This window comes from Micromonospora sp. NPDC049203, from assembly GCF_043197215.1.
Taxonomy (GTDB): Bacteria; Actinomycetota; Actinomycetes; order Mycobacteriales; family Micromonosporaceae; genus Micromonospora.
The window spans coordinates 17,910-30,378 of sequence record NZ_JBICSV010000006.1 but is presented as its reverse complement, the minus strand read 5'-3'; the positions used below and the strand labels follow the sequence as shown (position 1 = coordinate 30,378).

The window sequence follows — 12,469 nt, the reverse complement described above, 5'->3', positions numbered from 1 at the left end:
CCCCTTTTAACACGCCGGCTCACGCGAGCCGCTGGTGAACGTCATCTCATGGCTATGCAACGCGCCGTATGACCTTGCGGCAGCGCTGCCCCGACCGGTACTCTTCTCTGCATAGTCATGCGGAGGTGGGTATGGGCATTCGGGTTGCCGTGGCCGGGGCGAGTGGATACGCCGGGGGCGAACTGCTGCGCCTGCTCGCCGGTCACCCCGAGTTCGAGCTGATCACCGCCACCGCGCACAGCCAGGCCGGTCAACCGGTCACCGCCGTACACCCGCACCTCGCCGGCCTCGACCTGGTGTTCGCCGCGACCGAACCGGCGACCCTCGCCGACGCGGACCTGGTCTTCCTGGCCCTGCCGCACGGCCAGTCCGCGGCGCTTGCCGCGGCGCTGCCCGGCACGGCCAAGGTGGTCGACCTCGGCGCGGACCACCGGCTGCGCGACGCCGCCGCCTGGGCTCGCTACTACGGCGGGGAGCACGCGGGCGCCTGGACCTACGGGCTGCCCGAGCTGCCCGGGCAGCGGGCCGAGATCGCCGCCGCGTCGCGCGTGGCCAGCACCGGCTGCTACGCGGTGGCGACCACGCTGGCGCTGGCGCCGCTGATCGCCGCCGGTGCGGTACGCCCCGACGACGTGGTGGTGGTCGCGGCCTCCGGCACCTCCGGCGCGGGCCGGGCCGCCAAGGCCCACCTGCTCGGCAGCGAGGTGATGGGCGACCTGACCCCCTACAAGGTGGGCGCGCACCAGCACGTGCCGGAGATCAAGCAGGCCACCGGCGCGACCGGTCTCTCCTTCACCCCGGTGCTCGCGCCGATGCCCCGGGGCATCCTGGCCACCGTCACCGCCGTGCCCACCGGCGACGCCGACCCGCGCGCGGTGCTGGCCGCCGCCTACGCCGACGCGCCGTTCGTGCACCTGCTGCCGGAAGGATCCTGGCCGCACACCGCCGCCACCGCCGGCTCCAACTCCTGCCACCTCCAGGCGACGGTGGACGTCGACTCGGGGCGGGTGATCGTGGTCAGCGCGATCGACAACCTCGGCAAGGGCGCGGCCGGCCAGGCCGTGCAGAACGCCAACCTGATGGTGGGTCTCCCCGAGACCACCGGTCTGTCCGTGTTTGGAGTGGCCCCATGAGCGTCACCGTCCCCCGGGGGTTCCGCGCCGCGGGTGTCGCCGCCGGACTGAAGTCCTCCGGCGCCGCCGACGTCGCCCTCGTGATCAACGACGGCCCGGACGCCGGTGTGGCGGGTGTCTTCACCGCCAACCGCGTCAAGGCCGCCCCGGTGCTGTGGAGCCAGCAGGTCGTGCACGGCGGCGTCGTGCGCGCCGTGGTGCTCAACTCCGGCGGCGCGAACGCCTGCACCGGTCCGGCCGGCTTCCAGGACACCCACGCCACCGCCGAGCACACCGCCGCCGCGATCACCGCCGCGAACGCCCGGCTGATCGTCGGCGCGGGCGAGGTCGCCGTCTGCTCGACCGGCCTGATCGGTGAGCGCCTGCCGATGGACAAACTGCTTCCCGGCGTACGCGAAGCCGTGCGCGGCCTGTCCCGCGACGGCGGCCCGGCGGCCGCCGAGGCCATCATGACCACCGACACCCGGCCCAAGACGACAGTGGCCCACGGTACGGGCTGGACCGTCGGCGGCATGGCCAAGGGCGCGGGCATGCTGGCGCCGGCCATGGCCACCATGCTCTGCGTGCTCACCACCGACGCGGTGGCCGGGCCGGACGCCCTGGACGCCGCGCTGCGCGCCGCCACCCGGATCACGTTCGACCGGATCGACTCCGACGGCTGCATGTCCACCAACGACACGGTGCTGCTGCTGGCGAGCGGCGCCTCCGGCATCGAGCCGACCGGGGCCGAGCTGACCGCCGCCGTCACCGCCGCCTGCCACGACCTGGCCCAGCAGCTCCTGGCCGACGCCGAGGGCGCGACCAAGGAGGTCGCGATCGAGGTGGTCGGCGCGGCGAGCGAGGACGACGCGGTCGAGGTGGGCCGCACGGTGGCCCGCAACAACCTGGTGAAGACCGCGCTGTTCGGCAACGACCCGAACTGGGGCCGGATCCTCGCCGCCGTCGGCACCACCGCCGCCGTGTTCGAGCCGGACGGCGTGGACGTCGCGGTGAACGGCGTCTGGGTGTGCCGGGGCGGCGCCGCCGCCGAGGACCGCGCCAAGGTGGACCTCACCGGCCGTGCCGTGACCGTCCGGATCGACCTGCACGCCGGCGCGGACGCCGCCACCATCTGGACCAACGACCTGTCCCACGCGTACGTACACGAGAACTCGGCTTATTCCACATGAATCTGAGTGCTGACCTCACCCGGGCCCAGGCCAAGGCCGCCACGCTGATCGAGGCGCTGCCCTGGCTGGCCCGTTTCTCCGGCGCCACGGTCGTGGTCAAGTACGGCGGCAACGCGATGGTCGACCCCGAACTCCAGCGGGCCTTCGCCGCCGACATGGTGTTCCTGCGGTACGCCGGACTCAAGCCGGTCGTGGTGCACGGCGGCGGCCCGCAGATCTCCGCGATGCTGCGCCGGCTCGGCATCGCCAGCGAGTTCCGGGGCGGCCTGCGGGTCACCACCCCGGAGGCGATGGACGTGGTCCGGATGGTGCTCGTCGGCCAGGTCGGCCGGGAACTGGTCGGGCTGATCAACGCGCACGGCCCGTACGCGGTCGGCCTCTCCGGCGAGGACGCCGGGCTGTTCACCGCGGTGCGCCGCCAGGCGTACGTGGACGGGGAAGCGGTCGACGTGGGGCAGGTCGGCGACGTGGAGTCGGTGAACGCCTCGGCGGTCACCGACCTGATCGAGGCCGGCCGGATCCCGGTCATCTCGACGGTCGCGCCGGACGCCGACGGGGTGCTGCACAACCTCAACGCGGACACCGCCGCCGCCGCGCTCGCGGTCGCGCTGGACGCCCGCAAGCTGGTCGTGCTGACCGACGTGCCCGGCCTGTACGCCGACTGGCCGGACACGTCCAGCCTGGTCAGCGAGATCAGCGCGGACGACCTGGCGAAGCTGCTGCCGTCCCTGGAGTCGGGCATGGTCCCGAAGATGGAGGCCTGCCTGCGGGCGGTGCGCGGGGGAGTGCCCGCCGCGCACGTCGTCGACGGCCGGGTCGCCCACTCCACGCTGCTGGAAGTGTTCACGTCGGAGGGCTTCGGAACGATGGTGATCGACTCATGAGCACGCTCGTGCAGCGGTGGAACGCCACCATGATGGACAACTACGGCACGCCGCCGCTGGCGCTCGTCTCCGGCTCCGGCGCCGTCGTGGTCGACGAGACCGGCCGGGAGTACGTCGACCTGCTCGGCGGCATCGCCGTCAACGCGCTCGGCCACGCCCACCCGGCGGTGGTGGCCGCCGTCAGCAGGCAGGTCGCCACGCTCGGGCACGTGTCCAACCTGTTCGTCGCCGAGCCGCCGGTGGCGCTGGCCGAGCTGCTGCTCGCGCTGGCCGGCCGGCCGGGCCGGGTGTTCTTCGCCAACTCCGGCGCGGAGGCGAACGAGGCCGCGTTCAAGCTGTCCCGGCTCACCGGCCGCCGGCACGTGGTCGCCGCCCACGGCGGGTTCCACGGCCGGACCATGGGCGCGCTGGCGCTGACCGGGCAGCCCGCGAAGGCCGACCCGTTCCGCCCGCTGCCCGGCGACGTGACACACGTGCCGTTCGGCGACGCCGACGCGCTGGCAGAGGCCGTCACCGGCGACACCGCCATGCTGATCATCGAGCCGATCCAGGGCGAGAACGGCGTGGTCGTCCCGCCTCCCGGCTACCTCGCCGCGGCCCGGCGGATCACCGCCGCGCACGGCGCGCTGCTGGTGCTGGACGAGGTGCAGACCGGCGTCGGCCGCACCGGCCACTGGTTCGCCCACCAGGCCGAGGGCGTCGAGCCGGACGTCGTCACGCTCGCCAAGGGCCTCGGCGGCGGCCTTCCGCTGGGTGCCTGCCTGGCCTTCGGCCGGGCCGCCGACCTGCTCACCCCCGGCTCGCACGGCACCACGTTCGGCGGCAACCCGATCAGCTGCGCCGCCGCGCTCGCCGTCGTCTCCACGATCGCCCACGAGGGCCTGCTCGACCACGTCAAGCGCGTCGGCGAACGGCTACGGCGCGGCGTCGAGGCGCTCGGGCACCCGCTGGTCCGCGAGGTGCGCGGCGCCGGCCTGCTGCTCGGCATCGTGCTCGACCAGCCGGTCTCCGGTGCGGCAGCGGCGGCGCTGCGCGAGGCGGGTTTCCTGGTCAACCCGGTGCAGCCGGACGTGCTGCGGCTCGCCCCGCCGCTGATCCTCACCACGGCGCAGGCCGACGCGTTCCTGGCCGCCCTGCCGGCCGCGCTGTCCGCCGCCGCGCCGGCCACTTCCGCCGACGCCGCCGCGCCGCCCTCTTCCGCCGACGCCGCCGCGTCCGACGCCACGACCCCGACGGAGGCTCCCGCATGATCCGCCACTTCCTGCGCGACGACGACCTCACGCCCGCCGAGCAGGCCGCCGTGCTCGACCTCGCCGCCCGGATGAAGACCGACAGGTACGGCCACCAGCCGCTGGCCGGGCCGAAGTCGGTGGCGGTGCTGTTCGACAAGCAGAGCCTGCGCACCCGGATCTCGTTCGACGTGGGCATCGCCGAGCTGGGCGGGCACCCGCTCGTCGTGGACACCCAGGTCACCCACTTCGGCCGGGGCGAGACGCTGGCCGACGCCGGCCGGGTGCTGTCCCGCTACGTCGCCGCGATCGTGCTGCGCACCCACGGCGACGACCGGATCGCCGAGGTCGCCGCGCACGCCACGGTGCCGGTGGTGAACGCGCTCACCGACACGTACCACCCGTGCCAGCTGCTGGCCGACCTGCTCACCGTGCGGGAGCGTTTCGGCGGCACCGCCGGGCGGATCCTCACGTACGTGGGCGACGCGGCGAACAACATGGCCCACTCGTACCTGCTGGCCGGCGCGACCGCCGGGATGCACGTACGGATCGCCGGCCCGGCCGGCTTCCAGCCCGACCCGGAGATCGTGGCCCGCGCCGAGAAGATCGCCGCCGTCACCGGCGGTTCGGCGCGGGTGCTCACCGACCCGGGCGAGGCGGTACGCGGCGCGCACGTCGTCGCCACCGACACCTGGACGTCGATGGGGCAGGAGTCCGACGGGCTGGACCGGATCACCCCGTTCCTGCCGTACCAGGTGAACGCCGCGCTGCTCGGCCACGCCGACGCCGACGTGATCGTGCTGCACTGCCTGCCCGCCCACCGGGGCGAGGAGATCACCGACGAGGCGCTGGACGGCCCGCACAGCGCGGTGTTCGACCAGGCGGAGAATCGGCTGCACGCCCAGAAGGCGCTGCTGACGTTTCTCCTGGAGGAATCCGCATGACCGCTCCGCTGACCCGCGCCGCGCGGCACGCCCGCATCGTCGAGCTGATCCGCGACACCCCCATCCACTCGCAGACCGAGCTGGCCGACCTGCTCGCCGGGGACGGCATCCAGGTCACCCAGGCCACCCTGTCGCGGGACCTGAAGGAACTGGGAGCGGTGACCGCGCGCGGCGGCGACGGGCGGGGCGTCTACCTGATCCCGGAGGACGGGCACCGGCCGCTGCGCGACGCCGAGGGTGCGCCGGCCCGGCTGGTCCGGCTGCTGCGTGAGCTGCTCAACGGCGTCGACTCCAGCGGCAACATCGCGGTGCTGCGTACCCCGCCGGGTGCCGCCCAGTACCTCGCCAGCGCGCTCGACCGGGCCGGCCTGACCGAGATCGTCGGCACCATCGCCGGCGACGACACCATCCTCGTCGTGTCCCGCGACACCGACGGCGGCGCCGCGCTGGGTGAGCGGCTCGCCGCCTGGGCCCGCCGGGACGACACAGCCGAAGGGGGCACCCCGTGACCGAGCGGGTGGTGCTGGCGTACTCCGGGGGCCTGGACACCTCGGTCGCCATCCCGTACCTGGCCGAGCGGACCGGCGCCGAGGTGATCGCGGTAGCCGTCGACGTCGGCCAGGGCGGCGAGGACATGAACGTGATCCGGCAGCGCGCGCTGGACTGCGGCGCCGTCGAGTCCGAGGTGGTCGACGCCCGCGACGAGTTCGCCGCCGACTACTGCCTGCCGGCGATCCGGGCCAACGCCCTCTACATGGACCGCTACCCGCTGGTGTCCGCGCTGTCCCGGCCGCTGATCGTCAAGCATCTGGTCGCGGCGGCGCGCGCCCACGGCGGCACGATCGTGTCACACGGCTGCACCGGCAAGGGTAACGACCAGGTCCGGTTCGAGGTGGGCCTGGGCGCGCTCGCGCCCGACCTGAAGGTCGTCGCACCGGCCCGGGACTTCGCCTGGACCCGGGACAAGGCGATCGCGTACGCCGAGGAGAAGGGACTGCCGATCGACGTGTCGGCGAAGTCGCCGTACTCGATCGACCAGAACCTGTGGGGCCGGGCCGTGGAGACCGGCTTCCTGGAGGACATCTGGAACGCCCCGGTCGAGGACCTCTACGCGTACACCGGGGATCCGGCGTCGGAACGCGACCCGGACGACGTGGTGATCACCTTCGACGGCGGTGTGCCGGTCGCCATCGACGGCGAGACGGTCACGCCCTACGAGGCGATCCGCGAGCTGAACCGGCGGGCCGGGGCGCACGGCGTGGGCCGGCTGGACATGGTCGAGGACCGGCTGGTCGGCATCAAGAGCCGCGAGGTGTACGAGGCGCCCGGCGCGGTCGCCCTGATCACCGCCCACCAGGAGCTGGAGGCGGTCACCGTCGAGCGGGACCTGGCCCGGTTCAAGCGCGGCGTCGACCAGCGCTGGGGTGAGCTGGTCTACGACGGGCTCTGGTTCTCGCCGCTGAAGCGGTCGCTGGACGCGTTCATCGACGACGCCCAGCGGCACGTCAGCGGCGAGGTACGGCTGCGCCTGCACGGCGGCCGGGCGGTGGTCACCGGCCGGCGCTCCGAGGCGAGCCTCTACGACTTCGGCCTTGCCACCTACGACACCGGCGACACGTTCGACCAGTCGCTGGCGAAGGGATTCGTACGACTGTGGGGACTGCCCAGCACGATGGCCGCGCAACGGGACGCCCGGATGGGAGGGGCCTGATGGGGGGCACCACAATGGGTGGGGTGGACGACAAGAGCCTGACCGAGAACAGCGCCCCCGCCAACCGGACGAGCCTCTGGGGCGGCCGGTTCGCCGGCGGTCCCGCCGAGGCGCTCGCGCGGCTGTCGGTGAGCGTCCAGTTCGACTGGCGCCTCGCCCCGTACGACATCGCCGGTTCCCGCGCGCACGCCCGGGTCCTCGCCGGCGCCGGCCTGCTCGACCCGGACGAACTGGGCCGGATGCTGGCAGCGCTGGACGACCTGGAGGCGGCCTGCGCCTCCGGCGCGTTCCGCCCGACGGTGGACGACGAGGACGTGCACACCGCGCTGGAACGCGGCCTGCTGGAACGGCTCGGCAGCCTCGGCGGCAAGCTGCGCGCCGGCCGGTCCCGCAACGACCAGGTCGCCACCGACCTGCGGCTCTACCTGCGCGATCACGCGCGCGGCGTGGCGGCCCGGCTGGTCGAGCTGGCCGAGGCCCTCGTCGAGCAGGCGGAGCGGCACGTGGACACCGCCGCGCCGGGCATGACGCACCTCCAGCACGCCCAGCCGGTGACGTTCGGGCACTGGCTGCTGGCCCACGTGCAGCCGCTGCTGCGCGACCTGGAACGGATGCGCGACTGGGACGAGCGGACCGCGATCAGCCCGCTCGGCGCGGGTGCGCTGGCCGGCTCGGGGCTGCCGCTGGACCCGGTGGCCGTCGCCAAGGAGCTGGGTTTCCGCACCTCGTTCGCCAACTCGATGGACGCGGTGGCGGACCGCGACTTCGTGGCCGAGTTTTTGTTCGTCACCGCGATGATCGGCGTGCACCTGTCCCGCCTCGGCGAGGAGGTGGTGCTCTGGACGTCGCAGGAGTTCGGCTGGGTCGAGCTGGACGACGCCTTCGCCACCGGCTCGTCGATCATGCCGCAGAAGAAGAACGCGGACATCGCCGAGCTGGCCCGGGGCAAGTCCGGCCGCCTGGTCGGCGGCCTGATGAGCGTGCTCACCATGCTCAAGGGCCTGCCCATGACGTACGACCGGGACATGCAGGAGGACAAGGAGCCGGCGTTCGACGCGGTCGACACGCTGGAACTGCTGCTGCCCGCGCTGGCCGGGATGATCTCCACGATGACGGTCCGGGTGGACCGGCTGGTGGCCAGCGCGCCGTCCGGTTTCTCGCTGGCCACCGAGGTCGCCGACTGGCTGGTGCGGCGCAACGTGCCGTTCCGCGACGCGCACGAGATCACCGGCAAGCTGGTGGCGCTCTGCGCGGCCCGCGACTGCGCGCTGGACGAGGTGTCCGACGCCGACCTGGCCGCCGTCAGCGAGCACCTGGACCCGTCGGTGCGCGACGTGCTCTCGGTGCGCTCGGCGCTGGCCGCCCGCATCACGCCGGGTTCCACCGGCCCCGGTCCGGTCGCCGACCAGCTCGCCGCCGCCGCGGACAAGCTGACCGGCTGGCGGGAGTGGGCCGCCGAGCGGGTCGTCCCCCGCTGAGCCACAGCTGATCCGGGGCAGGCACACGCCTGCCCCGGACCAGCCCGGCACCCATCCGCTGCCCTCCCGCGCTCCCGCGCTCCCGCGCCCCGCGCCGCGCGCCCCGCGCCGAGATCTTGGTACGAAATGGCCCCCATAGGGGCCGTAAGCTTCCAAGATCTACAAGAGTTCTGCTTCATGGAACGCGGATCCCGCTTGCTGGACGATCTGAAGGGCCCGGACTTCGGACTTTGCCGCACGGGCGGTTTCCGCTGGTGCCCGGATCTGCCGCACCATCAGCGGCGCCAGTCGGTCTGCGCGAGTTCGGCCGGCCCGGGCGGTCGGTGCTCCGTCCGCGTTCTCCGGTCAGCCTGTGGGGCGCTCGCGTTTGGGTAGCTTCGCCACCACCGCGTCGTACGAGCCGTCGACGGCCTCGGTCAGCTCGTCGTCCGGGATGTCACCGGCCAGCCGCAGCGTGTTCCAGCCGGAGCGGCCGATGTAGGGGGAGGGGCGCGCGTCGGCCGGGAACCGGTGCAGCCACTCGTCGGCCACCTCCCGGGACGCCCCGCACTTCACCCCGACCCGGCCCTCGCCGTCGGGGGAGCCGAGGAACGCGAAGATGCGGCTGCCCACCTTCACCACCTCGTCGCCCTCCCACGGCCGATCGAGCCAGGCTCCCGGCTTGGCCAGGCAGTAGGCCAGCATCTCCTCGCGCGTCATCGCGTCCTCCCGTGCCGTCGTCCGGCACAGTCTCGCCCGCCGCTGTGACAATCCGCGGGCCCGGCGCCGGCGGCGTGCCGGTCAGTCGCCGGTGCCGGTGCGGACGGTGAGCCGCTCGTAGCGCTGCCGGGCCGCCTGGGCGCTGCCCAGCCCCAGCCCGAAGGCGATCGCCTGCCAGGTCATGCCCCGCCCACGGGCCACCTGCAACAGGCCGGCCTCCAGCGCGTCCACCTCGGCCCGCACGTGCGGGATCAGCGTCAGCGCGGCCATCAGGTCGGCCTGGTCGACGGGCTCCTCACCCTCGTCCAGCTCGGCGCCGCCGGCCAGCGCCATCACCAGCGTGGCCGCCTCGTACGCGTCGGGCACGTCGGGGTGGGCGTAACGGCGACGACGGGAGTTCGAACCGGCGTGCCGCTCGGCGATCCGCAGCAGCGCCGCGTAGTTGCGGTGCGCGCGGGCCTGAGCAGCATCCGGAGCGGTGAACGGGTCGTTGTCCACGGTGACCATGACGTCCATCCCACACCTAAGAATGGCCCGTTGTCAACACCCCGTTGAAAGCCCTTCGTGTAAGACGCCGTGCCCTCGGGATGTGGGTGAGAAGTCGGCGCGTCATGTCCACCAGACGCGCCGACGGGTGTTCCGGGTTGCGCGGAACGGCCGATTCAGGCCGGTGAGTTCCGCACCGGGGCGGCCGGCGCGGGGCGGCGGCGCGGGGTGTGCCGCCGGTAGACGCTCACGCTCGGCTCGTCCGCCAGCCAGAACCGCCACGGCAGGTCGTGCGCGGCGGCGACCCCGACGCGCGGCCCGGCCACGATCCGCGCCGGTTCGACCGGCTCGGCCGGCGGTGTCAGGAGCAGCGGTCCGCTGCCGTCGATCGCCGAGGTGCCGTTGGCGTCCCGCCCGATCCCGAGCGCGGTGACCAGCCGGGCCGGGCCCCGGGCCAGATCCCGGTCGGCGGCGCGAGGCCGGCGCTCGCGGGCGATCTCGACGCCGTCGACCACCTCGCCCGCGCGCAGCAGCACCGCCGCCGCCTCGCCGTCCCGGCCGCAGACGATGTTCGCGCACCAGTGCATGCCGAACACGAAGTACACGTAGACGTGCCCGGCGGGCCCGAACATGACCTTGTTGCGCGGCGTCGGCCCGCGGTGGGCGTGCGACGCCGGATCCTCGCCGGTGCCCGCGTACGCCTCGACCTCGGTGAGCCGGACGGCGACGCCCCCGGCCGACACGGTCCATCCGAGCAGCGTCCGCGCGGTGCCGGCGACCTGCGCGGCGGGCGCGTCGAGCCAGGGGTACGTCATCGCGGCAAGGGTAGTCGGTGGGTGGCGCGTGATCCGGGCCACGCCGGCGCCCGCAGCAGGCGGAATAGTTGACTCGTCAAATATGTTGTGAGGAGCGATCCCGGGCCGACCGGTCCGGACCCCACGCGAGGAGCTGGTCATGCAGTTCGGAGTCTTCACCGTCGGTGACGTCACAGTCGACCCGACGAACGGGCGGCTGCCGTCCGAGCGTGAGCGGATCAAGGCCATGACCGCCATCGCGCTCAAGGCCGAGGAGGTCGGCCTGGACGTGTTCGCCACCGGCGAGCACCACAACCCGCCGTTCGTGCCGTCGTCGCCGACCACCATGCTCGGCTGGATCGCCGCGCGCACCGAGCGGCTGGTGCTGTCCACCGCGACCACGCTCATCACCACGAACGACCCGGTGAAGATCGCCGAGGACTACGCGATGCTCCAGCACCTGGCCGACGGCCGGGTGGACCTGATGCTGGGCCGCGGCAACACCGGCCCGGTCTACCCGTGGTTCGGGCAGGACATCCGCAACGGCATCCCGCTGGCCATCGAGAACTACGACCTGCTGCACCGGCTGTGGCGCGAGGACGTGGTCGACTGGAAGGGCCGGTTCCGTACGCCGCTGCAGTCGTTCACCTCGACGCCGCGCCCGCTCGACGGCGTGCCGCCGTTCGTCTGGCACGGCTCGATCCGCAGCCCGGAGATCGCCGAGCAGGCCGCCTACTACGGTGACGGCTTCTTCGCCAACCACATCTTCTGGCCCAAGGAGCACACCCAGCGGATGGTCGGCCTCTACCGGGAGCGGTACGCGCACTACGGCCACGGCTCGCCGGACCAGGCCATCGTCGGCCTCGGCGGGCAGGTCTTCATGCGCCGCAACTCCCAGGACGCGGTACGCGAGTTCCGCCCCTACTTCGACAACGCCCCGGTCTACGGCCACGGCCCGTCGCTGGAGGAGTTCACCAGGGAGACGCCGCTGACAGTGGGCAGCCCGCAGCAGGTCATCGACCGCACGCTGGGTTTCCGCGAGTACGTCGGCGACTACCAGCGGCAGCTGTTCCTGATGGATCACGCCGGGCTGCCGCTGAAGACGGTGCTGGAGCAGCTCGACCTGCTGGGCGAGGAGGTGGTGCCGGTGCTGCGCAAGGAGTTCGACTCGCTGCGTCCCGCGCATGTGCCCGAGGCGCCCACCCACGCGAGCCTGCTCGCCGCCGCGCCGGTGGGCGGGGAGCAGCGATGACCAGCCGTACCCTCGCGGTCGTCTCGGCCGGGCTCGGCCGGCCGTCGTCGACCCGCCTGCTCGCCGACCAGCTCGCCGCGGCCGCCCGCGACGAGCTGGCCGCCCGCGGCGCCACCACCGTGGAGCTGCGGACGGTGGAGCTGCGCGAGCACGCCCACGACGTGGTGAACCACCTGCTCACCGGCTTCCCGCCGGCCGCGCTGCGGCAGACGCTCGACGACGTGGCCGCCGCCGACGGGCTGATCGCGGTGACGCCGATCTTCAACGCCTCCTACAACGGGCTGTTCAAGTCGTTCTTCGACGTGGTCGACCGGGAGGCGCTCGCCGGCAAGCCGGTGCTGATCGGGGCGACCGGCGGCACCGCCCGGCACTCGCTGGCGCTGGAGCACGCGGTCCGGCCGATGTTCGCGTACCTGCGAGCGGCGACGCTGCCCACCGCGGTGTTCGCCGCGCCCGAGGACTGGGCCGGCGACGACGGCGACAGCGCGCTGCGGTCCCGGATCCGCTGGGCCGCCGCCGAGCTGGCCGAGCAGGTGGACCGCCGTCCGCCCGCGACCGGCCCGGCCGACCCGTTCGCGCTCACCACCGACTTCGCCGACCTGCTCGCCGGCCGCGACCCGGCCTGACACCGGGGGGAGGCGGGCGCAACCCGGGCCGCCCCGGGCAGGCCGCACGCAGCGCGCGCGAGGC

13 protein-coding genes are annotated in these 12,469 nt (G+C 73.6%); 10 read left to right on the top strand and 3 right to left on the bottom strand.

Going from position 1 to position 12,469, the window contains the following annotated elements:
- The first annotated feature begins 131 nt into the window (after nucleotides 1–131).
- From argC to argH, 8 genes are read left to right on the top strand one after another with little or no spacing between them, the layout of a single operon-like run.
- Nucleotides 132–1,133, top strand: coding sequence for an N-acetyl-gamma-glutamyl-phosphate reductase (argC, locus tag ACGFIA_RS17775; protein WP_357469131.1), 1,002 nt, complete (start codon nucleotides 132–134; stop codon nucleotides 1,131–1,133).
- On the top strand, nucleotides 1,130–2,302 hold the full coding sequence (gene argJ, locus ACGFIA_RS17770) for a bifunctional glutamate N-acetyltransferase/amino-acid acetyltransferase ArgJ (RefSeq protein WP_357386436.1): 1,173 nt from the start codon (nucleotides 1,130–1,132) through the stop codon (nucleotides 2,300–2,302). The genes argC and argJ overlap by 4 nt, the downstream gene beginning before the upstream one ends.
- On the top strand, nucleotides 2,299–3,186 hold the full coding sequence (gene argB / locus ACGFIA_RS17765) for an acetylglutamate kinase (protein WP_357469125.1): 888 nt from the start codon (nucleotides 2,299–2,301) through the stop codon (nucleotides 3,184–3,186). Before argJ ends, argB begins: the two co-directional genes overlap by 4 nt.
- Nucleotides 3,183–4,436 (top strand): acetylornithine transaminase, encoded by a 1,254-nt coding sequence (locus ACGFIA_RS17760; RefSeq protein WP_393260952.1) that lies wholly within the window; start codon nucleotides 3,183–3,185, stop codon nucleotides 4,434–4,436. Before argB ends, ACGFIA_RS17760 begins: the two co-directional genes overlap by 4 nt.
- Nucleotides 4,433–5,359, top strand: a complete 927-nt coding sequence (gene argF / locus ACGFIA_RS17755) for an ornithine carbamoyltransferase (protein ID WP_357386430.1) — start codon at nucleotides 4,433–4,435, stop codon at nucleotides 5,357–5,359. The genes ACGFIA_RS17760 and argF overlap by 4 nt, the downstream gene beginning before the upstream one ends.
- Nucleotides 5,356–5,868, top strand: coding sequence for an arginine repressor (locus ACGFIA_RS17750; protein ID WP_357386428.1), 513 nt, complete (start codon nucleotides 5,356–5,358; stop codon nucleotides 5,866–5,868). Before argF ends, ACGFIA_RS17750 begins: the two co-directional genes overlap by 4 nt.
- Nucleotides 5,865–7,070, top strand: a complete 1,206-nt coding sequence (locus tag ACGFIA_RS17745; protein WP_357386426.1) for an argininosuccinate synthase — start codon at nucleotides 5,865–5,867, stop codon at nucleotides 7,068–7,070. Before ACGFIA_RS17750 ends, ACGFIA_RS17745 begins: the two co-directional genes overlap by 4 nt.
- A 14-nt stretch (nucleotides 7,071–7,084) precedes the next feature.
- The gene (gene argH / locus ACGFIA_RS17740; RefSeq protein ID WP_030271078.1) at nucleotides 7,085–8,548 is read left to right on the top strand and encodes an argininosuccinate lyase; all 1,464 of its coding nucleotides are present in this window, start codon (nucleotides 7,085–7,087) and stop codon (nucleotides 8,546–8,548) included.
- 345 nt (nucleotides 8,549–8,893) lie between these two features.
- Here the strand turns inward: argH and ACGFIA_RS17735 are convergent, their stop codons facing one another.
- From ACGFIA_RS17735 to ACGFIA_RS17725, 3 genes are all read right to left on the bottom strand, one after another.
- Nucleotides 8,894–9,247: an MmcQ/YjbR family DNA-binding protein gene (locus ACGFIA_RS17735; RefSeq protein ID WP_357386424.1), complete on the bottom strand. Its 354-nt coding sequence runs from the start codon at nucleotides 9,245–9,247 to the stop codon at nucleotides 8,894–8,896.
- Nucleotides 9,248–9,328: 81 nt separating this feature from the next.
- Nucleotides 9,329–9,763 carry a DNA-binding protein gene (locus ACGFIA_RS17730; RefSeq protein ID WP_393260947.1) on the bottom strand — a complete coding sequence of 145 codons (435 nt, stop codon included), beginning with the start codon at nucleotides 9,761–9,763 and terminating at the stop codon, nucleotides 9,329–9,331.
- A 146-nt stretch (nucleotides 9,764–9,909) separates the two neighbouring features.
- On the bottom strand, nucleotides 9,910–10,548 hold the full coding sequence (locus ACGFIA_RS17725; RefSeq protein ID WP_393260944.1) for a DNA-3-methyladenine glycosylase: 639 nt from the start codon (nucleotides 10,546–10,548) through the stop codon (nucleotides 9,910–9,912).
- A gap of 139 nt (nucleotides 10,549–10,687) precedes the next feature.
- Between ACGFIA_RS17725 and ACGFIA_RS17720 the strand changes: the two genes are divergently transcribed.
- Nucleotides 10,688–11,779, top strand: a complete 1,092-nt coding sequence (locus ACGFIA_RS17720) for an LLM class flavin-dependent oxidoreductase (RefSeq protein WP_357477814.1) — start codon at nucleotides 10,688–10,690, stop codon at nucleotides 11,777–11,779.
- Entirely contained in the window at nucleotides 11,776–12,405 is a 630-nt protein-coding gene (locus ACGFIA_RS17715) for a CE1759 family FMN reductase (protein WP_393260941.1), read from the top strand. Before ACGFIA_RS17720 ends, ACGFIA_RS17715 begins: the two co-directional genes overlap by 4 nt.
- Nucleotides 12,406–12,469 lie beyond the last annotated feature (64 nt).

Excerpts from the sequence above, each read along its gene's own strand:
- argC (WP_357469131.1), top strand. The coding sequence starts at position 132 with ATGGGCATTCGGGTTGCCGTGGCCGGGGCGAGTGGATACGCCGGGGGC.
- argJ (WP_357386436.1), top strand. The coding sequence starts at position 1,130 with ATGAGCGTCACCGTCCCCCGGGGGTTCCGCGCCGCGGGTGTCGCCGCC.
- argB (WP_357469125.1), top strand. The coding sequence starts at position 2,299 with ATGAATCTGAGTGCTGACCTCACCCGGGCCCAGGCCAAGGCCGCCACG.
- ACGFIA_RS17760 (WP_393260952.1), top strand. The coding sequence starts at position 3,183 with ATGAGCACGCTCGTGCAGCGGTGGAACGCCACCATGATGGACAACTAC.
- argF (WP_357386430.1), top strand. The coding sequence starts at position 4,433 with ATGATCCGCCACTTCCTGCGCGACGACGACCTCACGCCCGCCGAGCAG.
- ACGFIA_RS17750 (WP_357386428.1), top strand. The coding sequence starts at position 5,356 with ATGACCGCTCCGCTGACCCGCGCCGCGCGGCACGCCCGCATCGTCGAG.
- argH (WP_030271078.1), top strand. The coding sequence starts at position 7,085 with ATGGGTGGGGTGGACGACAAGAGCCTGACCGAGAACAGCGCCCCCGCC.
- ACGFIA_RS17735 (WP_357386424.1), bottom strand. The coding sequence starts at position 9,247 with ATGACGCGCGAGGAGATGCTGGCCTACTGCCTGGCCAAGCCGGGAGCC.
- ACGFIA_RS17730 (WP_393260947.1), bottom strand. The coding sequence starts at position 9,763 with ATGGACGTCATGGTCACCGTGGACAACGACCCGTTCACCGCTCCGGAT.
- ACGFIA_RS17725 (WP_393260944.1), bottom strand. The coding sequence starts at position 10,548 with ATGACGTACCCCTGGCTCGACGCGCCCGCCGCGCAGGTCGCCGGCACC.
- ACGFIA_RS17720 (WP_357477814.1), top strand. The coding sequence starts at position 10,688 with ATGCAGTTCGGAGTCTTCACCGTCGGTGACGTCACAGTCGACCCGACG.
- ACGFIA_RS17715 (WP_393260941.1), top strand. The coding sequence starts at position 11,776 with ATGACCAGCCGTACCCTCGCGGTCGTCTCGGCCGGGCTCGGCCGGCCG.